Here is a 25,748-nt window from a genome sequence, read left to right on the forward strand (position 1 = left end):
GTCGCAGACATAATACGGCCAGCTATTTCTTACTGCCTGAATAAATAATCACAGTCTGCGACTGTGTTTGCCGCTGCGTTAATTTCGTCTGACATAACCAAATAAGCTGCTCCGCCAAATCCGCCGCTTGGTTTACTTTTACAAAATCTCATCATTTTAAAAATCATTAAAATACAATAAGTTAATCATGTATATGACAGCATCTTGATCAAGGTCACGTCGCGCTTGTTGCAAAACCCCGAATTCTTTCCAATAAATTAATATGTTCTTTATTAAAGATGTTTTCGCTGAAATATCGGTTTTCATTAGCATGAAAGCTATCAGCTTTTTATTTTTTGATACTGGAGAGCTATATGTTTCGTCATGTCAAACAAATGCAATATACCGTGCGCGTTGATGCGCCAAACCCTGGCTTAGCCAATTTATTACTGGAACAGTTTGGCGGACCACAGGGCGAACTGGCCGCTGCCTGCCGCTACTTTACCCAGGGTTTAGGGGATGAAGATCCGGGCCGTAAAGATATGCTGCTCGATATCGCTACCGAAGAGCTGAGCCATCTGGAGATCATCGGTACGCTGGTCGGCATGCTCAACAAAGGCGCGAAAGGGGATCTGGCTGAGGGCGTTGAGAAAGAAGCGGACCTTTACCGTTCGCTGACCAGCGGCGGCAACGGCAGTCATACCACGGCGCTGCTGTATGGCGGCGGCCCGGCGCTGACCAACTCGGCTGGCGTGCCCTGGACAGCGGCGTATGTCGATACCATCGGCGAAGTCACCGCCGATTTGCGTTCCAATATCGCCGCCGAGGCGCGCGCAAAAATTATCTATGAGCGACTGATTAACCTGACCGACGATCCGGGCGTGAAAGATGCGCTGGGCTTCCTGATGACGCGCGAAGTGGCTCATCAGATCTCCTTTGAAAAAGCGCTCTATTCCATCCGTAACAACTTCCCGCCGGGCAAACTGCCGCCGATCGAACAGTATGCCCATAACTACTACAACATGTCCGAGGGCGGTGAAATCCGCGGCAGCTGGAATTCGGATGAAAACTTCAACTATGTTTCCGATCCGCAACCGGCGGTGGATGGCGGCGACGGCATGGCGAAAGTCACGCTGCCGGACAGCCAGAACACTAACGTAGAAAACATGGCTATCCGTACCCAGTCCGATCCTACCGTCGATCCGGTGACCGGCGCGGATCTCGGTGCTGGCGACGCCAAACCGGTGCCGAAAGCCTGAGTCCTGACGTGCCTGTCTCCGGCAGGCACGTTTCCCTGGCAGTGAAAGGAGGCGATTTGCGTATTCATCATCTCAACTGCGGCTGTATGTGTCCCGTTGGCGGCGCCCTGTACGATGGCTTCAGCAAAGGGGCGCTGGCCCATCTCGCCTGCCACTGTTTGCTGCTTGAAACGGATCGTCATGGCCTGGTGCTGGTCGATACCGGATTCGGCCTGCAGGATATGCAACGACCCGCAGAGCGGCTCTCTGGCTTCTTTCGTTTTATGAACAATATTCGCCACGATGAATCGCTGACTGCGATAAAACAGATTCAGGCGCTGGGCTTTCGTCCCGAAGATGTGCGCCATATCGTGCTAACCCATCTCGATTTCGATCACGCGGGCGGCATTACCGATTTTCCTCATGCGCGCATTCATCTGCTGCAAAAAGAGCTGGACACGGCTACCGCCCAGCAGGGCTGGTTGCGGCGTCAGCGCTACCGCCCCCAGCAGTGGAACAGCGACAACGGCTGGCGCGGCTATCCGTCGGAAGGGGAAAGCTGGCTCGGCTTCAATGCGGTGCGCGCCATTGACGATCTCAGCGATGAGATTTTGCTGGTGCCTCTGCCGGGCCACACCCTGGGCCATGCGGGCGTAGCAATTCGTCACGGCGATGGCTGGATGCTGCATGGCGGCGACGCCTGGTTCTACCGGGGTGAGATGCATCAGGCGCAGCGCCATTGCACTCCCGGACTGCGTTTTTATCAGTGGCTGATGCGTAGCGATACCGTGGCCTGGCAGCATAATCAACAGCGCCTGCGCGAACTGTCGCTGAATAATTCAGCCAACCTGACGATGTTTTGCAGCCATGACGCGCGCGAGCTGGATCAGCTACGCCTGAACCCTTGACGATAACTTTCTGTCAGCTTTTCCGTCATTTTAACTAATCTTTACGGGCACCTTACAAAACTGACACGGCAATGGTCCGCCGTCGCAGTCTGTTGGATGACCTCTGGAGACGGAAATGAAAAAAGATACTCGTTCAGGAAACTCGGCCATCGCCGTGGCGCTGTATGAATTATTCAATCCTGTTCCTCTCGGCTTTTTTGTCGCCGCCTGGATTTTCGATATTATTTACCTCAAAAGTTTCGCTTTGATGTGGACGCATGCTGCCAGCTGGCTGATTGTTATCGGTCTGCTGATCGCCATTATTCCGCGCCTGATCAATCTGGTGCAGGTGTGGATAGGGCACAGCTATTCGCAAGGCTCCCCGATCAAAATCCACTTCTGGCTGAACCTGCTGGCAATTCTGCTGGCGATTCTCAATGCCTTTGTCCATAGCCGCGATGCCTATGCGGTGGTGCCGATGGGCGTAATCCTCTCGACGCTGGTAGTGGTGCTGCTGCTGCTGGGCAATGTCCAGCTCGCGTTACGTCAACACGCTGCGTATGGAGAAGCCAAATGAAAAATCCTAACCGTGCGTTGATCGCCGTGGCGCTGACCGTCTTGCTGGCTGGCTGTGATAACAGCGCGCAACTCGATCCGCAGAAGCAGATGGGGGCAAATCCTGAGCTGACGCAGGCGAAAAATTTCTTTATGCCACCGATGCAGGTGCCTGAAGGCGTGCCGTGGAAAGCAGGCGAGATGCCAAAAGTCGCGAACGGACTGAAAATCGAGAAAATTGCTGAAGGCCTGATGCATCCGCGCCAGGTTTATGTGCTGCCGAATAATGATGTGCTGGTTGCCGAGGCGAATGCCCCGTCTGGCACTAAGAATCAGCCGAAGCAGCTGATCATGGGGCTGGTGCAAAAGTCATCGGGCAAAGGCGGAACCGGGGGGAATCGTATTACGCTGCTGCGGAACGTTAACGGTAAATGGGAAAAACACATCTTCATTGAAAATCTCCATTCGCCCTTCGGTATGCAACTCATTGGCAATACCCTTTACGTCGCCAACGCAGACAGTCTGGTAAAATTTCCCTATCAGCAGGGCGAAACGGAAATCCGTACGCCGGGCGTAGAGGTAGCCGATTTACCGGGCGGTCCGATAAACCATCACTGGACCAAATCGCTGCTGGCCAGCCCGGACGGCAGCAAGCTCTACGTGGGAATTGGCTCCAACAGTAATATCACGGAAAACGGCATTGGCGCCGAATACCGGCGCGCGGCGATTTTAGAAGTGGATACCGCCAGCGGGGCGAGCCGCATCTATGCCAGCGGGCTACGTAACCCCACCGGAATGCAATGGGAACCGCAGAGCGGCAAGCTCTGGGCGATCGTCAACGAGCGCGATGAGATTGGCTCCGACCTGGTGCCGGACTATTTCACCTCTGTGCAGGAAAATGGTTTCTACGGCTGGCCTTACAGCTACTACGGCCAGCATGTGGACGAGCGTGCGCAGCCGCAGCGTCCTGACCTGGTGCAAAAGGCGATAAAGCCTGATTATGCCATCAGCTCGCACGTCGCGCCGCTGGGCCTGCTGTTCTACACCGGTGATAACATGCCGCAATATCGCGGCGGCGCCTTTATCAGCGAGCATGGCAGCTGGAACCGCTCGCCGCTCAACGGTTATCAGGTGGTGTGGGTGAAATTTGAAAACGGTCAGCCGACAGGACTGCCGCAACCGGTGATAACCGGCTTCCTGAGCGATGACCAAAAACAGGTGCATGGCTTACCGGTGGGCCTGGCGATGGATAAGCAGGGCGGCGTTATTGTTGCCGACGATGCCGGTAATATTGTCTGGCGCATCAGCGCAGTAGAGTAACGCGTCAATGCAGTTGAGAATAAAAAAAGGATTTGGCCTGCGCCAAATCCTTTTATTTTGCGTCCGGCCATCGGGTGGTAACCGTTGGCAGAACAGGGATGCTCAGCATTCCTCACCTTTTAATTTTAAAGAGTGGGCGAGAGGTTTTCAAGTTTCGCTATTTTACTGTATGCTTATACAGGTGTTGGATGCGCGGGCAGGGTACCGTTGTTAACTGGTCCTCCCAGGGGCAGGTTTCAAAATCCCGGCAGGTAACAGGTGGTGCTGGCCTGTAGCTTTCGCAACGAGTGCCGCTCAGCATTCCTCACAAAGTGCTCAGGCACCCGGCGGGTGGAGTAAAGGCTCCGGGCGCTGAAAGGCGCGCTCCTGAAGAGGAGAAGGAAAGTGATGGAACTGATTAAGATCATTCTGGAGTTAGTCCGAATCATCTTGCAGATCATCGTTGCCCTTATGCAACTGACCGGCCACGCCTGTTAGCCGGAACTTGAAACAAGGCGGAGCTAACCCCTCCGCCTTTTTTCGCTCTGGAGCAGGGGGCTCAGGGAACAAACACCGCACGCACGCAGCCATCTTCTTTGTGTTTAAACATCTCGTAGCCGCGCGGCGACTCTTCCAGCGTAAAGCGGTGGGTGGCCATGATCGCCGGATTAAGCTCGCCCTTCGCCACATGCTCCAGCAGGCGCGGCATGTAGCGCTGACCATGCTGCTGCGCGGTGCGGATGGTGAGACTTTTATTGATCATCAGCCCCAGCGGGAATTTATCCATCACGCCGTAAACGCCGAGAATCGAAATGTTACCGCCCTTGCGGCAGCTGTAGAGCATCTGACGCAGCGCCGCGCCGACGTCGGTTTCCAGATGCAGAAACTGCTTGGTGCGGTCATAAACCTGGCTTAATCCCTCACCGCGCGCCTCCATGCCTACCGCATCGATGCAGCTGTCCGGCCCGCGTCCGCCGGTCAGCTCCAGCAGCGCCTCATGCACATCCTCTTTGCTGTAATCGAGCGTAATGGTATCGCCGTTCTGCTGCCGCGCCATTGCCAGCCGCTCCGGGTAGCGATCGATGGCGATCACCTGATGCGCCCCCATCAGCCACGCGGACTGCTGCGCCATCAGCCCGACGCCACCACAGCCCCAGACCGCCACGGTATCGCCAGCATGGATATTACAGAAGTCCGCGCCCATATAGCCGGTGGGCACGGCGTCAGAGAGAAACAGCGCCTGCTCGTTGCTGACGTTTTCCGGCACCACAAAACAGTCATTATCCGCGAACGGTACGCGCACATACTCCGCATGGGACCCGGCGTAGCCGCCGAAAGCGTGGCTGTAAGCGTAGATGCCGCCGGTGGCATGACCGAGCACCGACTCGCCCTGTTCCCAGTGCGGATTGGTATTGTCGCAACAGGAGGGCAACTGGTGCTGGCAATACCAGCAGGAGCCGCAAGAGATAAAGGAGGGCACTACTACGCGATCGCCGCGCCGGATGTTGCGTACCGCGCTGCCCACTTCTACCACTTCGCCCATAAACTCATGGCCGAGAATGTCCCCTTCGTGCATGGTCGGGATCAGGCCGTCGATCACATGCAGGTCGGAGCCACAGGTGGTGGTCAGCAGTACTTTGATAATCGCATCGTGCGGATTGAGGATGCCCGGATCGGTCACGGTTTCCACTTTCAGATCGTTTACGCCATTCCAGCAAAGAGCTCGCATCATACCTCCTTATTATCTTTGTGCTGCGCATGACGGCCAGCCGGCTGGCTGTACAGCGTGGGTATCTCACCGGTTTCGGCAAGGCTTTTAAAACGATGCAGCGCCTTGCTGGCAACCTCTTTTGGAAAGATGTCGAGCATTGAGGTCATCTTTTTCCCCAGCTTACCGCCGGGCGGATTGAAGCGCAGCGTCAGAGCGATCTCCGTTCCCCATTCGCCAGGGGCGGCGCTCAGCTCCAGCTGTCCTTCATTGGGCACATCCGCGCCGTCCAGCGCCCGCCAGGCGATCAGACGCCCCGGCTCGACCTCCGTAATACGGCTCTCCCAACGCCAGGTTTTCCCCATCGGACCCTCAACCTCCCAGCGGGCATCGCTGTGGTTAATCACTTCGACGTGCGCAAAATGCGCCATCACGCGTGGTAGGGTGTCGGGCTGTAGCCAGAGCGCGCAAAGCTCGGCGGCCGGGCGGCCAATGGTTATCCAGCGACGCAGCACTAAATCGCGATCGTCATTTACCACGGCTAAATTTGCAGTTGAGTCGGTCAAGTCGCCTCCTTTCCCCGGCACGGGGAACCAGTAAATTCATGTTGAATCGGAACAATTTGAGTAAAGCACAGGGCAGAGAAACTGCGAGCGAAGCGGGAGAGAGGAGGCTATAAGCAAAAGCGATTATCCTGCGCTGCGGTTCTGTTTGATACTGCTCAGGAAAACAAAGGGCAGCGCGGCGATTGCCTGAGGCGTCTCCGGCTGCAAAGCAGGCTTTTTCTTTCAGGAGTGCGTTATGCGGATTGCCGTTGTGGGTGGTGGTGTCATTGGCGCTTCCTGCGCCCGTTTCCTGGCGCAGTCGGGTGCCAGCGTGACCTTGTATACCGAGTCAGAACTAACGTCCGGCGCATCCGGGCGCTCCCTCTCCTGGCTGAACGCCTCCGGCCCCTGGCCCGATCACTATTTTCATCTACGTATGGCGGGCATCGACCGCTACCGCACGCTGCTCAGCCAGCATCCCGACATCGACTGGATCCGCTTCGACGGCGGTATTTTTTGTTCAGATGAGCAGGAGATTCGCCAGTGGCACCAGGCGGAGCGCGCCCACGGCTATGACTCCCACCTCTGTGACGCAGATCAGATCGCCGCGCTGGAGCCGTGCGTCAATCCTGAGGCGCTGAGCCGCAAGGTGATGGTCAATCCGGGCGAGGGCTGGGTCAGCCTGCCTGCGCTAATCGACTGGCTGATCGCCAGTTTCAGCGCGTACGGTGGCGAGCTTTGCTGTAACGCGGGCAAAACCGCGCCGGTAACCGGAGAAGATGGCGCTGTCCGCGGTATCAAGTCTGAACGTTACGGCGAGGTAGCCTTTGATAAAGTGGTTATCGCCTGCGGGGCGAATACCCCGGCGATAGTCACTGAACTCGGGTTTCCTCTGCCTGACGGCAACGTACTCTCGATGGTCGCCTGGAGCCAGCCGCAGGCGCGACTGCCGCGTAAGGTATTCAATACGCCGCGCGTGGCGCTGCGTCCGCATCCCGGCCAGGCGCTGGCGATCGATCACAGCTGGTATGCCGATGAGATTCATGAGGACGAAGCGGGGCACTGCACGGTGCCGGAGTCGGTGCTGACCCGGCTGTTTGCCGAAGCGGATGCCTTGCTCAACCCCGACGCGCCGTTGCAGGTTGCCAGTTACAAAGCGGGCTGGAAACCGGTTCCCGCCGACGGCTTTCCGGTGCTGGGTGAGATCCCCGGCGTGCCCGGCGCCTGGGTTGCTTATACCCATTCAGGCGCTACGCTGGGGCTGATTATCGGCGAGCTGTTAAGTCTTGAAATCTTAAGCGGCGTCCATCATCCGATGCTGGCTGCGTTCCGTCCTGCGCGTTTCCAGGCTGATGCCGTACAGGAGAAGTGAGATGAAAAAATTATTGCTGACGTTAAGCCTGCTCGCCGGGTTCTCCACGCTGAGCGCAATCGGCGCGCAGCCGTTAACCATGGGGATCGATCCGACCTTTCCGCCGTTTGAATCCAAAGATGCCCAGGGCAAGCTGGTGGGTTTTGATATCGATCTGGGCAAGGCGATCTGCGCCCGTATCCAGCGCGAGTGCCAGTTTGTGGAGCTGCCTTTTGACGCGCTAATCCCGGCGCTGAAAGCGCGCAAATTCAGCGTGATCCTCTCGTCGCTCTCCATCAACGACGAACGGCGACAGTCGGTGGACTTTTCCGTCCCGCTCTACACTTCGCCGGTCTGGCTGGTTGCCCCGGCGAAGGCAGGGCTGAGCGACGATCTCACTAAGCTGGCCGGGAAGCGGATCGGCGTCCAGCAGGGCACCATATTTGAAAGCTATGCAAACCAGCACTGGCGCGGAAAGGGTGTGGAAGTGGTGGCCTATCAGAATGACGATCAGATCTATTCCGATCTCGCGGCGGGCAGGCTGGATGCCGCGCTGGATGATGCGATTGTCGCCAGTTCAATTTTTCTCAGTAAGCCGCAGGGCGCCGGATTCGCGCTGAACGGCAAGGAGATCTATCAGAAATCGCTGTTTGGTCAGGGCACCGGCATGGGCTTCCGCAAGGGCGAGGATCAGGCGCTACAGGCGCAAGTGAACAAGGCGATTGCCGATATTCGCGCCGACGGCACCTTTACCCAGCTGAGTCAGCGTTATTTCAAAGTGGACGTCTCGCCAAAAAGCTAGCTGATGCTGCCTGGCCCGGCGCGCCTTGTGATGCTGGCTTACACTCAATCAGTGGTGACTGAGAAAGGAGAGCCGCATGTATACCCTCTATGGTGCGCCGGGCTGGGGCTCGGCAATTACCGAACTGATGCTCTGCCTCTGCCGTGAGCCTTATCACTGGGTTGATGTCGAGGGCTTTGACCAGCCGGGCGCGCAGCGCGACAGGCTGATGGCGCTGAATCCGCTCTGTCAGGTGCCGACCCTGCAAAAAACCGACGGCAGCATCATAACGGAAAGCGCCGCTATCGCCCTGATGCTGGCGGATCGAAATCCCCATCTGATTCCGGCGGCGGGCAGCGCCGTCCGCGATCGCTTTTATCACTGGCTGGTCTGGCTGGTGGCAAACGTTTATCCCACTTTTACCCTGGGTGATTATCCCGAGCGCTGGACGCAGCAGGGCGCTGCGGAGTTGGTGGAGAGCAGCGACCGCTACCGCGAACGCTGCTATCTTTGGCTGGAGGGGCAACTGGACAACAGCGCATATCTTTTGGGTGACAATGTCACGTTGCTCGACGCTTATCTGCCGCCGCTGACCTGCTGGAAGCCCCGTCAGTCCTGGTTCGCTACGCAAACGCCAACGCTCTGGGCCATTGCGCAGCGGGTAAGCAGACGGGAAGAGTTAAAAACCGTGATTGAGCGTAACGGATTACAGGCCGCCTGACGACGGCCTCTGCTTCATCGCCCGGGCGCGTGCCAGCGCGTGTTTAAACTGCCGGGCATCTTCCCGCAGCCAGCGGCGCGACGAGAGCGGCGACACAGTGACGGCTTCCGGCAGCGGCACGCCGTCCAGCGTACCCTGGTTGCAGATCGCCCTGACCAGCAGTCGCTCCTCTACCTCTGCGTAGCGTGCCATCTGATGTACGTTCATCGATTGCAGTCTCATCGTTGCCTCCTTTGGCCGGGTGACGGCCCTGCGTGAAAATTTGGCTTAAGTCAATTCTTAGCCACCCGAGAGAAGCGCTTCTTGATCTGGATCAGGGTGCCGTAATTTTTGCAGGAAAATTCCTACAGCATGGCGGTTATAACACCACGCTGGCGAAATGCTGTGGATGCTCCAGCATATCGGCAACGATTTTCAGATTCTCTTCGCAGACCTCACGCGACCAGGCGCCGCCAAGGCAGAGACGCAGCGCATCGGGCGGATTGTTATCGGTGCAGAAGGCTGCGCTGGATACGGCGCTGACGCCTTGCTCACGCAGTTTTACCGCCGCGTCGGAAGGGTTCCAGCGCAGCGATTTTGGCAGCGGCAGCCAGAGGTGAAAGCCGTCGGGATCGGCTTTGTAGTGAAACTGCCCGAGATGACGCGCGGCGAGCTGTTGGCGAATGCGTGCCTCCTGGCGGATAGCCAACAGCACCCGATCGGCGGTGCCGTCGCCAATCCACTGGCTGGCCAGCGCATTGGTCACCGGACTCGACATCACCGTCAGCGCGCGCAGCGCGCCAGCCAGCAGCTGGGTTGCCCGTTTGCCAGGGCCTTTAACAAAGGCGATGCGCAGGCCTGGGCCAAAACATTTTGACAGGCCGGTCACATACCAGGTGAGTTCCGGCACCAGCTCGGCAAAGGTGGGCAGAGTGCGCGTCGGCAGTGCCGCATAGGCATCATCTTCAATGATCGGTACGCTGTAGCGCAGCGCAATATCCGCCAGCGATTCACGCCGCCGCAGCGGCAGTGTCAGGGTGGTGGGATTTTGCAGGGTCGGATTAAGATAGAGCGCGCAGACGTTACCGAGCTGACACTGATTTTCAAAGGCGCGCGGCAACACGCCATCCTCATCGCACTCCAGCGCATGTAGCGGTATATTCAGCTGGCTGGCAATCGCCTTCAGGCCGGGATAGACGAGGTTACTCAGACACACCGCGCCTCCTTTGCGGCTCAGCAACGTCATCAGCCCCACCAGCGCGCTGTGGATGCCAGGGCATACCAGTACCTCCTCGCTCTCTACCCGCGGCAGGCATTTTTCCAGCCAGACGATCGCCATATTTTTATCTTCCTGCGCGCCGCCAAAATCCTGATAGCGCAGCAGGCTATAAATATCGCGTTGGGTGAAGAGATTCAGCGCCCCGGCGCGGATCGCCTCGGCGATATCAGGCGCTTCCGGCTCGATAGGAGCATTCATCGTCATCTCATAACTGCTGCCGCCGCTGAGCGGAATCGTCGGCACTTTGCCGCGTATAAAGCTGCCCATGCCGGGGCGGGAATCGATCAAACCCCGGCGCTTCGCCTCGGCATAGCCACGCGTCACGGTGGTGTAATTGAGCGACAGAGCAACCGCCAGCTCGCGCAGCGGCGGCAGCCGATCGCGTGCCTGAAATTCACCGTTGTTGATTCCTTCTGCGATCAGATCGGCAATCAGCAAATAGGCAGGACGTTGCGACTGACGGCTGAGATGCTGCGCCCAGCGTGCATAGATAGCGTTAATCATGGCATGGCTCCTGGCAAAGACGTGAGGGCCACTATAAAGCGAGCAATGTTTAATCAGCAATCTTTTCATACATTGATTGCATCATTGATTGCATGATGATTTTTATTGTGTGCATTTATGGTGCAGGAAAGCATCAAACAGGTGCATTTGCGCGCATTCAGCCACCGTTCAACCGCAGGTTAAAAAGGCAGCGGAAGCTGGAAAAAATATTTTTGGCGGGAAAATGAGCAAATGATGGAGCATTGATTGCATCGTTGATTTTTATGCTGGCACGGCGGTTGCTGAGGTTAGGTTACGCGGCTGCACATTTTGCACCGCAGCGGGGAGCTAACAGCTCCTGACTCAACCCATAGCCATGCGGAGCACACCATGCCAACAGTGACTTTACCCGCCCATAAAACCGGTGATTTTTTGGTCGACTACGAAGAGAAAGTGTTCGAAGACGTCAAGGCGGAGCCGGGCCAGAAAGCCCTGGTAACCTTCCATACCGTGGCGTTTGAAGGCTCCATTGGTTTCGTCAATATGTTGCAGGCGACCCGTCTGCAACGTAAGGGTTTCGAAACCTCGATCCTGCTTTATGGTCCCGGCGTCACCCTGGGCGTACAGCGCGGTTTTCCAACCCTGGGCGCGGAAGCCTTTCCGGGACATCAGAACTACAACAATCAGCTGACTAAATTTATGGCCGAGGGCGGCAAGGTGTACGCCTGCCGCTTTGCGTTACAGGCGCTTTACGGCCACGGCGAACCTTCACTGATCGAGGGCATTCGCGCCATTAACCCGCTGGACGTGCTCGACCTTAAGCTGCTGCACACGCGCGATAACGCACTGATTATCGATACCTGGACCATGTAAGCGGAGGCGCGGAAATGGCAGAGTCACGCAGCGTGCGCGCTGCCGCGGTACAGATTGCGCCAGATCTCCATGAGGCCAGCAAAACGCTGGCCCGGGTGCTGGATGCCATCGACGAGGCGGCGGTGAAAGGGGCAGAGATCGTGGTCTTTCCCGAGACCTTTGTGCCTTATTATCCCTATTTCTCCTTTATCACCCCAGCGATGACCGCCGGTGCGGCCCATCTGCGCCTTTACGATCAGGCCGTTGCGGTGCCCGGCCCCATTACCCATGCGGTGGCAGAGCGCGCCCGGCTGCGCGGCATCGTGGTGGTGTTGGGGGTGAACGAGCGCGATCGCGGCACGCTCTACAATACTCAACTGGTGTTTGACGCCAGCGGCGAGCTGGTGCTGAAGCGCCGTAAAATCACACCGACCTATCACGAACGTATGATTTGGGGACAGGGCGACGCATCGGGCCTGAAGGTCGTGGAGACCGCCGTGGGCCGCGTCGGCGCGCTGGCCTGCTGGGAGCATTACAATCCGCTGGCGCGCTATAGCCTGATGGCTCAGCACGAGGCGATCCATTGCAGCCAGTTTCCCGGCTCGCTGGTGGGGCCGATTTTCGCCGAGCAGATGGAAGTCACCATTCGCCATCACGCGCTGGAGTCGGGCTGCTTTGTGATCAACGCCACCGGCTGGCTCACTGAAGCGCAGATTGAAGAATTGACCCCCGATCCGGCGTTGCAGAAGGGGCTGCGCGGCGGCTGCCATACCGCCATCATCTCGCCGGAAGGACGTCATCTGGCGCCGCCGCTGACGGAAGGCGAAGGGATCCTCATCGCCGATCTTGATATGTCCCTGATCACTAAGCGCAAGCGCATGATGGATTCGGTTGGACACTACGCCCGGCCGGAGCTGCTCAGCCTGCATATTAACGATCGTCCTGCCCAATACATGGTGCATGCACCGCAACAGCCAGGAGAGGAAGATGAGCGACGCCAGCCTGTCCAGACAACAACTGATCACTGAATTGCTGACCCAGGGGGTGAAGGTGATTAACCCCTCGGCGCAACATGTCAGCCGCCACGGCGGCGCCGGGCCATCGGATCACCAGGCGGTGACGGTAGATGGCGTTACGGTAATGGTGCCGATCTACACGCAGAGCGCGCATCGTTCGCCATGGCAGATGGAGCATAACGGCGAGCACAGCCGCCTGCTGAAAAATGCCATTCCGGTGCGCGAGATTAGCGTTGCGCAGCGACCGCGTTTTTACGATTTGCACACTGCGGACGGTATTCCTTACTCCCACATTGCGACGCTGCACGGCACCGACGTGCTGGCGACCACGGTGCTGCAAACCTGCATCCGCTATGAGAATCGCGTTAAAGCGTGCCAGTTCTGCGCCATCGGCCAGTCGCTGGCGGCCGGGCGCACCATTGAGCGCAAAACGCCGCAGCAGCTGGCGGAGGTGGCGAAAGCGGCGGTGGAGCTGGACGGGGTGAAACATATGGTGTTGACCACTGGCACCCCTTCCGGCAGCGATCGCGGCGCGCGTCTGCTGGTGGAGAGCGCCAGAGCGATCAAGGCGGCGGTGGATCTGCCGTTGCAGGGACAGTGCGAACCGCCAGGGGATGCAGTCTGGTTTCAGCGCATGAAAGAGGCGGGCATTGATGCGCTGGGCATGCATCTGGAGGCAGTGACGCCAGAAGTGCGGGCACGCATTATGCCCGGCAAGGCGCAGGTAACGGTGGATCAATACCTGACCGCCTTTGCCGATGCGGTGGCGGTGTTCGGACGCGGGCAGGTAAGCACCTATATTCTTGCCGGTCTGGGCGATACGCCCGAGGCGATTTTATCGCTGTCGCAAACCCTGATCGATCTCGGCGTTTATCCCTTCGTGGTGCCTTTCGTGCCGATCAGCGGTACGCCGCTGGCGCAACATCCAGCGCCGGACGCCGCCTTTATGGCATCGATCCTTCAGCCGCTGGGCGCCATGCTGCACGTCGGCGCGCTGCGCTCCAGCGAAATCAAAGCGGGCTGCGGGCGCTGCGGCGCTTGCTCCTCACTCTCCAGCTTCGAGCAGGCCATAGCCTGAGGAGGGCGTATGTTCAGCTATGCCGGATACACCATCAAATGGGTCACTTTACCCTGGGAGCGTGAGCAGGCTTACGCGCTGCGACGTGCGGTTTTTTGCCGCGAGCAGGGGCTGTTTGAGGGGAGCGATCTCGATCAGATTGATGAGCAGGCGCATCTGCTGGTGGCGCTGGGCAGCTGCGGCGGCTGGCATGAGGAGGTGGTGGGCACGGTGCGCATACACCAGACGGAGCCGGGCATCTGGTTCGGCTCGCGGCTGGCAGTAAACGATGGCTTTCGCCGTCAGGGCCAGCTTGGCCCAACGCTGATTCGCCTCGCGGTCAGCAGCGCGCACGCCCTCGGTTGTCAAGCTTTCTACGCCCATGTGCAGCATCAGAACGAGCCGCTGTTTCGTCGTCTGCACTGGCACACGCGGGATCGTCTGATGCTGCGCGGCGTTGAGCATGCCTTTATGCAGGCCGATCTCGCACACTATCCCCCCTGTTACGATCCGCTCAGCGGCATGGTGCTGAACGGCAGACAGAAAGCCTGTAGCGTCGACCTGGCGCCGGTGCTCACCGGAGGTGCGGCATGACCCCCTCGCTCTCTGGGCTGCTGGCCGCGCTGCGCGAACAGAGCGGCATTGCCCACAAACGCGACATCCAGCGCGTGGCGGAGGCGCTGCGCAACAGCTGGCCGCACGCGTTTCCCAATGGCGACGACAGCGCCGTTATCGCTGATGAGCAAGGACCGCTGTTGCTGGCGATGGAGGGGTTCATCAATGAATTTGTCGCCGCCGATCCCTGGTTTGCTGGCTGGTGCGGCGTGATGGTGAATCTGAGCGACATCGCCGCGATGGGCGGCAGGCCGCTGGCGATTGTCAATGCGCTCTGGAGCGCCGGCGAGACGCAGGCGGAGCAAATTCTGGCAGGCATGTGCGCGGCGTCCCGAACCTATCAGGTGCCCATCGTCGGCGGCCATACCAACCTGCGCAGCAATCAGCCGCAGCTGGCGGTAGCGGTTCTGGGGCGAGCGGCGCGGTTGCTGAACAGCTTTACGGTGCGCGCCGGTCAGGATCTGCTGGTCGCCATCAATCTCGACGGGCGCTGGCATCCGCCGGGCCATAACTGGGACGCTGTCACCGGCGCCGATCCGCAACGGCTGCGCGCCGCTCTGGCGCTGCTGCCGGAGATGGCCGAGGCGGGCATTATCGCAGCGGCAAAAGATATCAGCCAGGCGGGCCTGGCCGGCACGCTGGTGATGATGCTGGAAAGCGCGCAGTTGGGCGCGCAATTGAATCTTGATGCCGTGCCGAAGCCCGCTGAATGCGACTGGCTGCGCTGGCTCTGCGCGTTTCCCAGCTTCGGCTTTCTGCTGGCCTGCGAACCGGAGCAGAGCGAAAGGGCGATCACCCGTTTCGCCGCCTGCGGCATCAGCGCGGCGGTTGCCGGACGTTTTCTGCCGGGCCGTCAGCTGATGATAAGTCAGGGCAGCGAAGCGCACTGTTTTTGGGATTTACAGCAAAACCCGTTAACCGGCATGGGCCATTAACCGAGGAGAAGATTATGCCCGCAATGCACTTTATCGTCTGCTGGCCAGACGGCAGTAAAGAGACCTGTTATTCGCCCTCAACCACCATTGAAAAACATTTTCGCCTGAACCATGCCTACAGCGTGGCGGAGTTTGTCACCGTGGCGCAGGCGGCGCTGGCTGAAGCGAGCGATCGCGTGGCGGCGAAGTTTGGCTATCACTGCTCAAGCGCCAGCGATCAGGCGGCGGCGATTACGCAGAAAGCACAACGCTATGGCGCTGACGAGGCGGTGTTTGTCGAAACCATCAGGCCAGTTACCTCTTCCCACTGACGCAGCCAGGATCGAACTCATGCAACCACAACATTTTCCCGTCGTCATTGTCGGAGGCGGCCAGGCTGGTCTGGCGATGAGCTGGTGCCTGACGCAGCGCAACATTCGCCACGTTATTCTGGAGCGCCATCATCTTGCCTGGGCCTGGTGCGAGCAGCGCTGGGACAACTTCTCGCTGGTCACGCCCAACTGGCAATGCAGGCTGCCCGGCTTTCCCTATGATGGCACCGATCCCCACGGCTTTATGGTGAAAGATCAAATCGTCGATTATCTGAAACGCTATGCCGCCAGCTTCGACGCGCCACTACGCGAGGGAATTAACGTCGAGCGGCTGGAGAAACGCGGCGATGGCTTTTTACTCCGTACCTCCGACGGCGACTACAGCGCCGACCAGGTCGTGGTGGCAGTGGGGAACTACCATCGGCCGCGTTTCCCTGAGATTTCCGCTCAGTTGCCTGCGCATATCGCTCAGGTGCACAGCGCGCACTATCGCTCGGCAGATGCGCTGCCAACCGGCGAGGTTCTGGTGGTCGGTTCAGCCCAGTCGGGCGCGCAGATTGCTGAAGACCTTCATCTCAGTGGACGTCAGGTGCATCTTTGCGTCGGCAGCGCGCCGCGCGTGTCACGCTTCTATCGCGGACGCGATGTGGTCGCCTGGCTGGAGGATATGGGGCACTACCGGCTGACGGTGAAAGATCATCCGCTGGGGGAAGAGGCGAGACGCAAAACCAATCACTATGTGACCGGCCGCGACGGCGGACGTGACATCGATCTGCGCGCTTTCGCTTTGCAGGGTATGCGGCTCTATGGTCGCCTGCAGGGATATCGCGACGGCAGGCTTCAGGTGGCGGATGACCTGGCGCGTAACCTGGATGGCGCCGATGCCACCTCGCAAAAGATCAAGGACAGCATTGACGAGTGGATTGCCGCGCAGGGTATCAGTGCGCCGCAGGAGCCGCGCTATCAGCCGCCGTGGCAGCCTGGCACGCCGGTTAACGACATCGATCTCAGCAAGATTTCCGCCATCGTCTGGGCGGTAGGCTTTCATACCGACTTCAGCTGGATCGCGTTGCCCACCTTCAATGAGCAGGGCTATCCGCGTCATCAGCGCGGGGTGTCCGTGGTACCGGGGCTTTGTTTCCTCGGCCTGCCCTGGCTCTGGACCTGGGGATCGGGCCGCTTCGAGGGAGTGGGCGAAGATGCTCGCTATCTGGCGGCCATCGTTGCGCGTGAAGTCTCGCCCGGTGTGGTTTCGCAGGAGGCATCTGATGCTTCCGCTCTGCGTTGACGATCACTTCGCCAGTCAATACTGGACGCAGCAGGCGACGCTGCTGCACTGGTTTACTCCCTGGCAGCAGCTACATGAACATATTGAAGATGGACCACGTCAGCGCTGGTTTGCTGGTGGAGAAACCAATCTCTGCTATAACGCGTTGGATCGTCATTTACCGGCAAAGCGGTCGCAGACTGCCATTATCCATTGCGACCGCGACGGCGTGATCTCACGCATCAGCTATGGCGAACTGCTGGAGCGGGTAGAGGCGCTGGCATGGATGCTGAAACGGCGCGGCGTAGCGCAGGGAGAGCGGGTAATGATCTGCCTGCCCGGCGGTCCGCTCGTCGTGGCCGCAATGCTGGCCTGTGCGCGTATCGGGGCGGTGCATGTCGTGACCTATTCCGGCACGGCGCTTACCCCGCTGATACAGCGTATCCGCGCCTGCGCGCCTCTGCTGCTGCTCTGTAACGACCAAACCGCTGAAGTGTGCCGGCAGACTTCCGGGGTGGAGGTGATCGACTGTAGCGCGGCGGCGCTGTGCCTGGAGCTGGAAACGCTACGGGGACGTGTCATACCTTGCGTCGCGCTGCCCGCCGATGCGCCCTCTCACATTCTGTTTACCTCCGGCACTACCGGCACGCCGAAAGGGATCGTGCGGGACACTGGCGGCTACGGCGTGGCGCTGCTCGCATCGCTGAAACATCTTTTCGCTCTGAAGGAGGAGGAGATTTTTTTCACCTCAGCCGATGTGGGTTGGGTAACCGGCCACAGCTACGGCGTCTATGGTCCGTTGCTGGCGGGGATTACCACGCTGATGGTAGAAGCCGGTGCGCATAATGCGCCGGGTGCACGCTGGTGGTCGCTGATTGCCGAACTGGGCGTAACGCGTCTGCTGACCATTCCCGGCGCGATGCGTTTGGCGCGACGGCAGGGCGTACCCGCGGCGAACCTGAATTCGCTGCGCGGCATCTGGTTGGCTGGCGAGCCGCTGGACAGGCCAACGGAGCAATGGCTGAGCGCGCTCGGTCTGCCGGTTCAGAACCATTACTGGCAAACCGAGAGCGGCTGGCCGATTCTTTCCGGCAGCGGCGATCGGCAGGGCGCAGTCATGCCGCGCAGCGTTGAAATCCTGGATGATGAAACCGGTGCGCCTTGCGCGCCCGATCGGCCCGGCATGCTGGTGGTGCGTCATACTCTTGGTCCCGGCGGGATGAGTACGCTTTGGGGAGATGATGTCGACCACGATCAGCGCTACTGGCGCTACGATCAGGGGCGCTGGATTTACGTCACGCACGATCGTGCAGTGCGTCATATTGATGGCGGCATACAGGTGCTGGGACGTATGGACGATGTGATCAACATTGGCGGCAAGCGCCTTTCAACCGTGGAAATCGAAAGTGCTTTACAGCCTTTAACAGCGATTCAGGAGGCGGTAGCGGTACGACTCAGCCATCCGCTGCTGGGAGAGATGCCGGGCATTTATGTCGTGACGCACAATCTGGATAAAGCGGCGCAGCGGGCGCTGAAAAAAGCAATTATCCGCTGCGTACGTGAAGCCTGTGGACATTTTGCCCTGGTACGCCGCGTCTGGTTTGTCACTTCGATTCCGCGCACCTTCTCCGGCAAGGTAATGCGCAGGGCAATGAACCAGCAAATAAACCGGTAAATGTCGCGTGTTCTTTCAGCGGCAATGAGCAAAAGATGCGACATCTCTTCGGCAAACATTAGAAAATCCTATCAGATCAAAATGTGATTTTCGTCACATTAACCCGCAGTGCTTATCCCTGAAGAAAAAGGCAAAGGAAAAACATAAGTAACGCTTACCTCTCGTGATATTTACGTGTTTTTCAATAAATTTACCTACGTTAAAATAATGTTGAATGCATGTGATTTTATTTTATGTTGTTGATGAACTTTTGAGGATGGGAAATGGTTAACAAAATAACCAGCGTGATCATTGCGATCTTCGGTATCGCGCTGTTGTATATGGGAGGAAAGCTTCTGCTGACAGGCGGCAGTGCTTTCTACGCGCTGATGGGCGTGGGTCTGTTGATCACCGCTATCATGCTGTTTTTACAGAAGCGAAGCGCGCTGACGTTTTACGCCGTGCTGATGTGGATTACGCTGTTCTGGATTATCTGGGAAGCCGGTTTCGATAAATGGCAATGGATCCCGCGCGGCGATCTGTTCGGCGTGATCGGCGTGTGGCTGGCGCTGCCGTGGGTGGTGCGTCCGCTCTATCGCTCTCAGCGCGCCTTCCATCCGTTCCTCGGCACCACGGTGATTGTGATGATTGCGTTGGTGATCGGGCTTTGCTTTTACGATCCTTTACCGCAGGCGGGGACCATCACCAGCCAACGCGCGCCGGCGGATGTCGACGTGGCGCAGAATGACTGGAGCGCCTATGGCGGCACCACCAACGGTCTGCGTTTCTCTGCGCTGAATCAGATCAATAAAGATAACGTGAAGAATCTGCAGGTCGCCTGGACCTATCATACTGGCGATCTGCGCAAGACCGACGACGCCAGTGAATATACCTTTGAGGCCACGCCGCTGAAGGTCAACGGTCTGCTCTATTTCTGTACGCCGCATAACGAGGTGCACGCTCTTGATCCCGAAACCGGCGCGCTGAAATGGAAACATACGCCTGCCGAGGATCGCTCTTATTTGCAGCAGCATCAGACCTGTCGCGGCGTCAGCTATTACGACAGCAGCACAGCGCCTCAGGCAGACACCTCTGCCGCCGCGCCGGCGCTCTGCCGTAAGCGTATCTTCAACGCCACGACCGATGCGCAGCTGGTTGCGCTGGATGCGGACAGCGGCAAAGTTTGTAGCGATTTCGGTAACAACGGCGTGGTCGATCTGCATGCCAATATGGGCAAACTTCGTCCGCATGCGCTGATGGAAACCTCGGCTCCGCTAGTGGCGGGCAACCTGGTGATTGTGGGCGATTCCGTGATGGATAACGGTTTCAACAGCGGTAACCCCTCCGGCGTAATCCGCGCCTATGACGCAATCAGTGGCCGTCTGGTCTGGAACTTCGATCCGGCCAACCCGGAAAATACCCAGCCGATTGCGCAGGATCAGAACTACCCCTACGACACGCCGATCGCCTGGGCGACCCTGAGTGCCGACCTGAAGAATGGCCTTGTCTATGTGCCGTTCGGCAATGCCTCGCCCGATGAGCTGGGAATTGAGCGCGACGCTAACAGCAACACGGAGAAATTCCGTGACACGCTGGTGGCGCTCGATCTGAAAACCGGCGCCTTCAAATGGCGCTATCAGAGCGCGAATCACGACCTGTGGGACCGCGACAATCCGTCTCAGCCGTCACTGCTGGATATCGATTATCAGGGCAAAAAGCAGCCGGTAGTGATTCTGCCGACCAAGACCGGCAATCTGTTTGTGCTGAATCGCCTCACCGGCGAGCCGGTTTATCCGGTTAATCAGGTGAAGGTTTCTACCGAAGGTGGCGTAGCGGGTGAGAAATTTGCCGCCACGCAGCCGGTTTCCAGCCTGAACTTTATCCCACAGCCGCTGACTGAAAAATCGATGTGGGGCATCTCGCCGTTTGACCAGATCTCCTGCCGTATCGATTTCAAATCGCTGCGCTATGACGGCAACCCCTGGACGCCATCCACAGAGAAAGGATCGATTATTTTCCCTGGCAACATCGGCGTATTTAACTGGGGTTCTGTGGCGGTAGATCCGCAGCGCCAGCTGCTGATCGCCGCGCCGGTGCGTCTGGCCTATAAATACACGATGATCAAACGTACGCCGCAAACCGCGACGGAACGTATGTTTACCAAAGATGGCACGCCATACTGGAACGAAAACTTCCACGGCGATTACGCTATCCATATCCAACAGCTGGCGTCGGAACTGGGTATTCCCTGTATCGCGCCGCCGTGGGGTCGTATGGTGGGCGTGGATCTGAAAACCGGTAAAACCGAATGGTTGCGCCGTGTGGGCACCACCAAAAACCTCAGCACCACCTTTTTGCCGGGTCGTTTCCCGATCGGCTTCCCGATGGGGATGGTGGCACACGGCGGCCCGCTGGTCACAGCAGGCGACGTGGTGTTCCACGGCGCGACGGCGGATAACTTCTTCCGCGCCTATGACAGCAGCACCGGCAAACTGCTGTGGCAGACCGAGCTGAGCGCGGGCGCGCAGGCCACGCCTTCAACCTTTATGGGTAAAGATGGCAAGCAGTATGTGGTGATTGCCGCTGGCGGCCACGGTTCGATGGGGACGGAAGAGGGCGACAGCGTTGTCGCTTTCCGCCTGAACTAAACGCAACCTGTATCGATTTTAAAGCGCCCTGCGGGGCGCTTTTTTTTCGCCGCCGCGCAAAGAGGCACATCAGATTAAAACGCGATGGCAGGAGTGGCTATACTTGCCAGCCTTGAATTCGTCATGGCATCAGGAGAGCGGCAATGGCAAAAGTATTTATTATTGGAGCGGCGGGAAAAGTGGGCTTGCGGCTGACAGCGCGGCTCACCGCAAAGGGCCACGACGTTTCTGCACTGCATCGTAAGCCGGAACAGGCAGAGATATTAACCCATGCGGGCGCACAGCCGGTCGTCGGGGATATTCAGCAGCTTCAGCGCGGCGAACTGGCGACACGTCTTGCTGGCCATGACGTAGTGATTTTTACTGCGGGGGCGGGCGGCGCAGGTATCGAACTGACGAATGCTATTGACGGCGCCGGGTTGGATTTGGCGGTCGGCGCGGCGGAACAGGCTGGCGTGCGTCGCTTTATTCTGGTCTCCGCTTTTCCCGATGCTGCCCGTGGCAAAGCGACCTCAGAAGGCTTTGAAAACTACATGCGCGTGAAGCGACTGGCGGATGTGCGTCTGGTGAGTAGTCAGCTTGACTGGGTGATCCTGCGCCCCGGCAGACTGACGGACGAGGCGGGCAGCGGCCTGATTCGCGCCGATCTTGCTATTCCCTACGGCGATGTTTCCCGTGATGACGTGGCTGCCACGCTGACTGCACTGGTGGAAAGCCCGGCGATCAATTATCAAATTATCGAGCTGACCGGCGGAGAGGAAAGTATAGACAACGCGCTGCACCGGCTGGCAACACGCTATGCATAAATGTTGTGACTGTTAAGCAAGCCCGGTAAAAGCCGGGCTTTCTGTCTGCGAAAGGTGAGGCCCTGAAAGGAAGGTTGAATTATTCTAAAGATAAAACGACGGGTGACTGCAATTATTCTTAATGCCTTTTTGCTGCGTTGAATAGTTTGTTATTTTAAAGAAGAACGTCTTATCGTTGTGGGCTATTATTTAACCTGATTTTTCAACTAGTTAATTATTATTTTTTGTTTTGTCTCAAGTTGAATTACCCCAAAAACGGCCACTGAAAATAGAGCTCACTTTTACAAACGTACGTAACAGCGGATAAAGAAACCATTATCGATATTCGCTTTGGGATATTCCTCAGCCTCAATTTTCTCCGGTAGTGTGATATACCTCATGTTACTTTTTACGCTATGCTAAATTCGCTGCTATTAAAGGTTAAATATGTCTATCTTTAACGCTATTTATCGGAAATTACGTTTTCCGTTTAAGTTTCTGCGCGCCGCCATAAAATATCCCGCAGCGAATGCCAGAGTTAAACAGTACCAGGTGATGTCACCGGATGAGACTATCGATCTACTGCTGAAGAATAAAAAGCTGTCAATCTGCCGTTTTGGCGATGGCGAACTGGAAATGACGTTGTATAAAAATATCGGTTTCCAGCCGTTTGATGAACGCCTCTCGGCACGCCTGAAGGAAATATTGCAGCGCGGCGTTACCGATACAGGCAACTGCCTGATCTGTATGCCGGATGCTTACCGCAGCACCAAAAATATGCGCTCTGGCTCCGCGCTGTTCTGGTTTTTCCATAAATCATTTTTCTTCCGCAACTATGAGCCGTTGCTGAGCAAAAAATATCGTTACGGCAATACTTCGGTGACTCGTCCTTATCACGATTATAAAGATAAGAGCCAGGCCCCCATTATCTTCGCTAAATTCAAGCGTCTGATTGCCGACCAGCGTCTGTTGATTGTGGAAGGCAGTGGAACCCGCCTCGGACTGGGTAACGATCTGCTGGACAGCGCCCGTCAGGTCAGCCGTATTACCACATTAAACCGCAACGCCTTTTCTGTGTATGACAATTTATATAACGCAGTTTCAGGCGCGGCGAAAAATTACGATCTGGTACTGATTTCATTAGGACCAACGGCAACGTTACTGGCCTATGATCTGAGCCAGCAGGGCGTGCGCGCTATTGATACCGGCCATATTGATATCGAATATGAATGGATGCGCAGCGCGGCAAAAAACAAAATGAAAGTAGAGGGTAAAAACGTCAATGAAGTAGGCGTGCTGCTGAACGAAGACAATTCGCCGACGGATGAAGCCTATCGTCAGCAAATTCTGTTTCATGTGGGCGGAGCGCCGGAAAGGGTGGTCGTGCCTGACACGACAGGGAAAGCGGTGTGAAGGCGGTGTGTTCCCTCAATATTTCAGACGCTCGTACATTTTATGGGCGTGAGTAAAAATTGAATCTATTATTAGTTACAGCATATTTTAAGAGCTATCTTTACAAACGGTGGCCCATTCACCTAAGCGCATTTCTTACGATAACTGCAAAAATAGCTTAGTAAAACACCCTTCAGAATATCGATCGTGCTACGTGAATTCTGCGAAAAGAGCAAGGGGTTATCCCGACAGAATTCGCGTAGCGTTACCATTTCGTGATCGTTTTTTATCCACCGCGGCACTGAGATCGCTTCATATAATGCTTATTATATGAATTCAGAAAGGATCAAAAAGATCGTCGATTGATCGATATGCGACGCCCTGCAAAAAGCAACAGGGCGCGGCATGCGCTTAAAGAAACAACTTACTCGTCTGCCGGTTCGTCAGCGGGAGGCTTGATGGCTTCCTGACGGATCGATTTCAACAGCTGAATATCCAGAATCACGTAGGTCATGGTAGTAATAAACAGTGAAATCACGCTGCCGATTACGCCGCTGGTGGTAAAGGTAAAGTAGTTATACATCACTACCCAGGTAATACAGATAAAGATCGCCAGTGAAATATTGATCGCAGAAAGCGAGTAATTGCTCGGAATGGGATCGCTGCTCAAAAGCTGACTGTGCATGTTTCTGCCGCAGTAGCGTTCCAGAATCACAATCGCGCGATCCCACTGTTGTTTACGAAATGCGCTGCTGCGGTTAAAAAACAGGAAAAGCAGCGAAACAAAGTAGCCTGAAAAAGCGATCAACACCGGCACGGCATGTAAGGCCCAGGCGATGCTTTTGGGGGCGGTGTCACTGACCGATAAATCGAGCGTTAGCGAGATGCCCAGCACGATATAAAGAAAGACAAACAGAAACAGGAAACAAAGAGTTCGTTTCCATTCGGCGTCCGTTTCATGCGTTTTTTCGCGGTAGGCCACGCTAAGCGATTCGCGAATGCGTTCTGCCTGTGGCGAGTTCTGATCAATATGGTCGGTGGGTTCGGCGAAAAAGGTGTCGATAAACTGCTTATCGCTTTGCTCGATGTTGATACGCATGCTAATCCATGAAGGTTATTGCTGAATCTGTATATTCTAACATTACCCCGGTTAAAACGGCTCATTGCCCGCTTTTTTGTCTTAAGACGATCTCCATCTCAATTCATAGCGTGGTTTTCGCCGCTTCGCGCGCGCCATCAGCGTTGCTAATACAAGGTTTCAGCGCTTGCGCAGGCTTTTATAAGGGCAGGGTGAAGCGATTTATTCGCGGCCAAAGCGCTCATCGAAACGAAAAGGTATCAGAACGGCATCTTTGACAATGTCATTGAATGCCGGATGATCAGGATTGAGCAAATAATTGAATTCTATAGGAGAAAGGGCGCTGGGCACTCGCAGGGCCACAGACTCTTTACTCTCTGTCCACGCATCGCCGAACTGGCGAAGCTCAGCGGGAGCTTCTGCCGCACGCCAGTTCAGCGGAAGTTGCGCCGCATCGATCCATTGAATCAGTTCATCAGGCACATCGATGCTCAGCAAGGTAAAGGCATCTAAAATAGCGGCAGACTGCAGGTGAACCAGCGTTTCCAGCATTGTCAGCGACGCCGCTTCTGAAGCATATACCATTGAAACGCCTACGCTGTTCCAGCGTCCGCCGCCTTCTCTGGCACCATAACCACTCCATGCGGATGCTAAATAGCGAGTTTTTGTCATCCGGTAGAGCTTCACGAATACACACCGTGCTCAAGACGGGTAATCAGCTTAAGAACTTCGTACGCACCGGTTTCAGAGGCGACCAGGTCGGCGGGTTTTTTGTTGCCAAGCGCTCTGACTGGCTCATTCAGCCACTGGCGTGCTTGTTCTTTATTGCCTTCAAATAACTCCACCGCGCGATCCATAACCCGGATGAAGCGTACCAGGCGTTCACTTTGTTCGGCGGTAAAACGATTTTTGAGGCCGCGATTGAAAGTGGTTCCGGGAATGCCGGTCATATGGCGCAGGTCGGCTTGCGTGATATGCGCCCAGGAGACGATTCGGCTGGCAACCGTTCCTTCCAATCCTTTATCGATTTGACCCATTAACGCGCCGCCGTCCGCGCTGTTGAGTCCGGCAAACTGCCACAGACGTTCGGGCGAATGGGAAGAGTGGGATAATGTAAATTGCTTCATGGTTTACCTCCGTTTGGTAATTAAATTATAACCGTATGGTTAGAGGACACAATAGCAACCAGGAGATAGCGGCAGAATAATGGCGCGTTTTGTCGGGTAGTAACAGGAAGGGGCTAAGAGTCTGCCAAAGGTAGTCCGGATTAGCGATCGGATCGCTTATTTAACATAATATACATTATGCGCACTTTAGTGGCGCTCGTCAGGTT

25 protein-coding genes are annotated in these 25,748 nt (G+C 56.9%); 18 read left to right on the forward strand and 7 right to left on the reverse strand.

Annotated elements, in window-relative coordinates; genetic code table 11:
* The first annotated feature begins 353 nt into the window (after window positions 1–353).
* The 4 genes from ABU178_RS09970 to ABU178_RS09985 all read left to right on the forward strand — a co-directional run bounded on the left by ABU178_RS09970 (window position 354) and on the right by ABU178_RS09985 (window position 3,979).
* Window positions 354–1,238, forward strand: coding sequence for a manganese catalase family protein (locus ABU178_RS09970; protein WP_397214335.1), 885 nt, complete (start codon window positions 354–356; stop codon window positions 1,236–1,238).
* 56 nt (window positions 1,239–1,294) lie between these two features.
* Window positions 1,295–2,125: an MBL fold metallo-hydrolase gene (locus ABU178_RS09975; RefSeq protein ID WP_397214337.1), complete on the forward strand. Its 831-nt coding sequence runs from the start codon at window positions 1,295–1,297 to the stop codon at window positions 2,123–2,125.
* Window positions 2,126–2,240: 115 nt separating this feature from the next.
* Window positions 2,241–2,681, forward strand: coding sequence for a DUF2231 domain-containing protein (locus ABU178_RS09980; protein ID WP_397214339.1), 441 nt, complete (start codon window positions 2,241–2,243; stop codon window positions 2,679–2,681).
* On the forward strand, window positions 2,678–3,979 hold the full coding sequence (locus tag ABU178_RS09985) for a PQQ-dependent sugar dehydrogenase (RefSeq protein WP_397214341.1): 1,302 nt from the start codon (window positions 2,678–2,680) through the stop codon (window positions 3,977–3,979). Before ABU178_RS09980 ends, ABU178_RS09985 begins: the two co-directional genes overlap by 4 nt.
* Before the next feature lie 538 nt (window positions 3,980–4,517).
* Here the strand turns inward: ABU178_RS09985 and ABU178_RS09990 are convergent.
* Together ABU178_RS09990 and ABU178_RS09995 are read right to left on the reverse strand one after the other, a co-directional pair.
* Complete coding sequence (locus ABU178_RS09990; RefSeq protein ID WP_397214343.1) at window positions 4,518–5,687, reverse strand: zinc-dependent alcohol dehydrogenase; 1,170 nt, start codon at window positions 5,685–5,687, stop codon at window positions 4,518–4,520.
* Entirely contained in the window at window positions 5,687–6,232 is a 546-nt protein-coding gene (locus ABU178_RS09995) for an SRPBCC family protein (RefSeq protein WP_397214345.1), read from the reverse strand. Before ABU178_RS09995 ends, ABU178_RS09990 begins: the two co-directional genes overlap by 1 nt.
* A 235-nt stretch (window positions 6,233–6,467) precedes the next feature.
* On the opposite strand from ABU178_RS09995, the gene ABU178_RS10000 reads away from it, so the two are divergent.
* The 3 genes from ABU178_RS10000 (at window position 6,468) to ABU178_RS10010 (ending at window position 9,064) form a co-directional block, all read left to right on the forward strand.
* Complete coding sequence (locus ABU178_RS10000; protein ID WP_397214347.1) at window positions 6,468–7,583, forward strand: NAD(P)/FAD-dependent oxidoreductase; 1,116 nt, start codon at window positions 6,468–6,470, stop codon at window positions 7,581–7,583.
* A 1-nt stretch (window position 7,584) separates the two neighbouring features.
* Window positions 7,585–8,364 carry a transporter substrate-binding domain-containing protein gene (locus ABU178_RS10005; RefSeq protein ID WP_397214349.1) on the forward strand — a complete coding sequence of 260 codons (780 nt, stop codon included), beginning with the start codon at window positions 7,585–7,587 and terminating at the stop codon, window positions 8,362–8,364.
* A gap of 76 nt (window positions 8,365–8,440) precedes the next feature.
* Window positions 8,441–9,064: a glutathione S-transferase family protein gene (locus ABU178_RS10010; RefSeq protein WP_397214351.1), complete on the forward strand. Its 624-nt coding sequence runs from the start codon at window positions 8,441–8,443 to the stop codon at window positions 9,062–9,064.
* On the opposite strand, the gene ABU178_RS10015 is transcribed toward ABU178_RS10010, so the two are convergent.
* The gene (locus ABU178_RS10015) at window positions 9,050–9,286 is read right to left on the reverse strand and encodes a hypothetical protein (RefSeq protein ID WP_397214353.1); all 237 of its coding nucleotides are present in this window, start codon (window positions 9,284–9,286) and stop codon (window positions 9,050–9,052) included. The two genes, ABU178_RS10010 and ABU178_RS10015, sit on opposite strands and share 15 nt — an antisense overlap.
* 136 nt (window positions 9,287–9,422) lie before the next feature.
* On the reverse strand, window positions 9,423–10,826 hold the full coding sequence (locus ABU178_RS10020) for a PLP-dependent aminotransferase family protein (RefSeq protein WP_397214355.1): 1,404 nt from the start codon (window positions 10,824–10,826) through the stop codon (window positions 9,423–9,425).
* A 369-nt stretch (window positions 10,827–11,195) separates the two neighbouring features.
* On the opposite strand from ABU178_RS10020, the gene ABU178_RS10025 reads away from it, so the two are divergent.
* From ABU178_RS10025 to ABU178_RS10075, 11 genes are all read left to right on the forward strand, one after another.
* Complete coding sequence (locus ABU178_RS10025; protein WP_397214357.1) at window positions 11,196–11,678, forward strand: MSMEG_0572/Sll0783 family nitrogen starvation response protein; 483 nt, start codon at window positions 11,196–11,198, stop codon at window positions 11,676–11,678.
* Between the two features lie 14 nt (window positions 11,679–11,692).
* Window positions 11,693–12,685, forward strand: coding sequence for a Nit6803 family nitrilase (locus ABU178_RS10030; RefSeq protein ID WP_397214359.1), 993 nt, complete (start codon window positions 11,693–11,695; stop codon window positions 12,683–12,685).
* Window positions 12,645–13,751 carry an MSMEG_0568 family radical SAM protein gene (locus tag ABU178_RS10035; RefSeq protein WP_397214361.1) on the forward strand — a complete coding sequence of 369 codons (1,107 nt, stop codon included), beginning with the start codon at window positions 12,645–12,647 and terminating at the stop codon, window positions 13,749–13,751. Before ABU178_RS10030 ends, ABU178_RS10035 begins: the two co-directional genes overlap by 41 nt.
* A gap of 9 nt (window positions 13,752–13,760) precedes the next feature.
* Complete coding sequence (locus tag ABU178_RS10040) at window positions 13,761–14,324, forward strand: MSMEG_0567/Sll0786 family nitrogen starvation N-acetyltransferase (RefSeq protein WP_397214364.1); 564 nt, start codon at window positions 13,761–13,763, stop codon at window positions 14,322–14,324.
* The gene (locus ABU178_RS10045) at window positions 14,321–15,280 is read left to right on the forward strand and encodes a sll0787 family AIR synthase-like protein (RefSeq protein ID WP_397214366.1); all 960 of its coding nucleotides are present in this window, start codon (window positions 14,321–14,323) and stop codon (window positions 15,278–15,280) included. The genes ABU178_RS10040 and ABU178_RS10045 overlap by 4 nt, the downstream gene beginning before the upstream one ends.
* Before the next feature lie 14 nt (window positions 15,281–15,294).
* Window positions 15,295–15,591 (forward strand): MSMEG_0570 family nitrogen starvation response protein, encoded by a 297-nt coding sequence (locus ABU178_RS10050; protein ID WP_397214368.1) that lies wholly within the window; start codon window positions 15,295–15,297, stop codon window positions 15,589–15,591.
* A 19-nt stretch (window positions 15,592–15,610) separates the two neighbouring features.
* Entirely contained in the window at window positions 15,611–16,879 is a 1,269-nt protein-coding gene (locus ABU178_RS10055) for an MSMEG_0569 family flavin-dependent oxidoreductase (protein WP_397214370.1), read from the forward strand.
* Entirely contained in the window at window positions 16,860–18,533 is a 1,674-nt protein-coding gene (locus tag ABU178_RS10060) for an AMP-binding protein (protein WP_397214373.1), read from the forward strand. Before ABU178_RS10055 ends, ABU178_RS10060 begins: the two co-directional genes overlap by 20 nt.
* 263 nt (window positions 18,534–18,796) lie before the next feature.
* Window positions 18,797–21,160, forward strand: a complete 2,364-nt coding sequence (locus ABU178_RS10065) for a membrane-bound PQQ-dependent dehydrogenase, glucose/quinate/shikimate family (RefSeq protein WP_397214375.1) — start codon at window positions 18,797–18,799, stop codon at window positions 21,158–21,160.
* 143 nt (window positions 21,161–21,303) lie between these two features.
* Entirely contained in the window at window positions 21,304–21,966 is a 663-nt protein-coding gene (locus ABU178_RS10070; RefSeq protein ID WP_397214377.1) for an SDR family oxidoreductase, read from the forward strand.
* 426 nt (window positions 21,967–22,392) lie between these two features.
* Window positions 22,393–23,358, forward strand: coding sequence for a GT-D fold domain-containing glycosyltransferase (locus tag ABU178_RS10075; protein WP_397214379.1), 966 nt, complete (start codon window positions 22,393–22,395; stop codon window positions 23,356–23,358).
* Window positions 23,359–23,761: 403 nt separating this feature from the next.
* Here ABU178_RS10075 and ABU178_RS10080 read toward each other — a convergent pair whose 3' ends face one another.
* From ABU178_RS10080 to parS, 3 genes are all read right to left on the reverse strand, one after another.
* The gene (locus ABU178_RS10080; RefSeq protein WP_397214382.1) at window positions 23,762–24,436 is read right to left on the reverse strand and encodes a RipA family octameric membrane protein; all 675 of its coding nucleotides are present in this window, start codon (window positions 24,434–24,436) and stop codon (window positions 23,762–23,764) included.
* 201 nt (window positions 24,437–24,637) lie between these two features.
* Window positions 24,638–25,102, reverse strand: coding sequence for an RES family NAD+ phosphorylase (locus tag ABU178_RS10085; protein ID WP_397214384.1), 465 nt, complete (start codon window positions 25,100–25,102; stop codon window positions 24,638–24,640).
* Window positions 25,099–25,542 (reverse strand): type II RES/Xre toxin-antitoxin system antitoxin, encoded by a 444-nt coding sequence (gene parS / locus ABU178_RS10090; RefSeq protein ID WP_397214386.1) that lies wholly within the window; start codon window positions 25,540–25,542, stop codon window positions 25,099–25,101. The genes ABU178_RS10085 and parS overlap by 4 nt, the downstream gene beginning before the upstream one ends.
* Window positions 25,543–25,748: the final 206 nt, after the last annotated feature.

The organism is Pantoea osteomyelitidis, from assembly GCF_044342975.1.
Classification (GTDB): domain Bacteria; phylum Pseudomonadota; class Gammaproteobacteria; order Enterobacterales; family Enterobacteriaceae; genus Pantoea; species Pantoea osteomyelitidis.

Bases quoted from the DNA above. Each gene is read 5' to 3' on its own strand.
- ABU178_RS09970 (WP_397214335.1), top strand. From the start codon at position 354: ATGTTTCGTCATGTCAAACAAATGCAATATACCGTGCGCGTTGATGCG.
- ABU178_RS09980 (WP_397214339.1), top strand. From the start codon at position 2,241: ATGAAAAAAGATACTCGTTCAGGAAACTCGGCCATCGCCGTGGCGCTG.
- ABU178_RS09985 (WP_397214341.1), top strand. From the start codon at position 2,678: ATGAAAAATCCTAACCGTGCGTTGATCGCCGTGGCGCTGACCGTCTTG.
- ABU178_RS09990 (WP_397214343.1), bottom strand. From the start codon at position 5,687: ATGCGAGCTCTTTGCTGGAATGGCGTAAACGATCTGAAAGTGGAAACC.
- ABU178_RS10000 (WP_397214347.1), top strand. From the start codon at position 6,468: ATGCGGATTGCCGTTGTGGGTGGTGGTGTCATTGGCGCTTCCTGCGCC.
- ABU178_RS10005 (WP_397214349.1), top strand. From the start codon at position 7,585: ATGAAAAAATTATTGCTGACGTTAAGCCTGCTCGCCGGGTTCTCCACG.
- ABU178_RS10010 (WP_397214351.1), top strand. From the start codon at position 8,441: ATGTATACCCTCTATGGTGCGCCGGGCTGGGGCTCGGCAATTACCGAA.
- ABU178_RS10015 (WP_397214353.1), bottom strand. From the start codon at position 9,286: ATGAGACTGCAATCGATGAACGTACATCAGATGGCACGCTACGCAGAG.
- ABU178_RS10020 (WP_397214355.1), bottom strand. From the start codon at position 10,826: ATGATTAACGCTATCTATGCACGCTGGGCGCAGCATCTCAGCCGTCAG.
- ABU178_RS10025 (WP_397214357.1), top strand. From the start codon at position 11,196: ATGCCAACAGTGACTTTACCCGCCCATAAAACCGGTGATTTTTTGGTC.
- ABU178_RS10030 (WP_397214359.1), top strand. From the start codon at position 11,693: ATGGCAGAGTCACGCAGCGTGCGCGCTGCCGCGGTACAGATTGCGCCA.
- ABU178_RS10035 (WP_397214361.1), top strand. From the start codon at position 12,645: ATGAGCGACGCCAGCCTGTCCAGACAACAACTGATCACTGAATTGCTG.
- ABU178_RS10040 (WP_397214364.1), top strand. From the start codon at position 13,761: ATGTTCAGCTATGCCGGATACACCATCAAATGGGTCACTTTACCCTGG.
- ABU178_RS10045 (WP_397214366.1), top strand. From the start codon at position 14,321: ATGACCCCCTCGCTCTCTGGGCTGCTGGCCGCGCTGCGCGAACAGAGC.
- ABU178_RS10050 (WP_397214368.1), top strand. From the start codon at position 15,295: ATGCCCGCAATGCACTTTATCGTCTGCTGGCCAGACGGCAGTAAAGAG.
- ABU178_RS10055 (WP_397214370.1), top strand. From the start codon at position 15,611: ATGCAACCACAACATTTTCCCGTCGTCATTGTCGGAGGCGGCCAGGCT.
- ABU178_RS10060 (WP_397214373.1), top strand. From the start codon at position 16,860: ATGCTTCCGCTCTGCGTTGACGATCACTTCGCCAGTCAATACTGGACG.
- ABU178_RS10065 (WP_397214375.1), top strand. From the start codon at position 18,797: ATGGTTAACAAAATAACCAGCGTGATCATTGCGATCTTCGGTATCGCG.
- ABU178_RS10070 (WP_397214377.1), top strand. From the start codon at position 21,304: ATGGCAAAAGTATTTATTATTGGAGCGGCGGGAAAAGTGGGCTTGCGG.
- ABU178_RS10075 (WP_397214379.1), top strand. From the start codon at position 22,393: ATGTCTATCTTTAACGCTATTTATCGGAAATTACGTTTTCCGTTTAAG.
- ABU178_RS10080 (WP_397214382.1), bottom strand. From the start codon at position 24,436: ATGCGTATCAACATCGAGCAAAGCGATAAGCAGTTTATCGACACCTTT.
- parS (WP_397214386.1), bottom strand. From the start codon at position 25,542: ATGAAGCAATTTACATTATCCCACTCTTCCCATTCGCCCGAACGTCTG.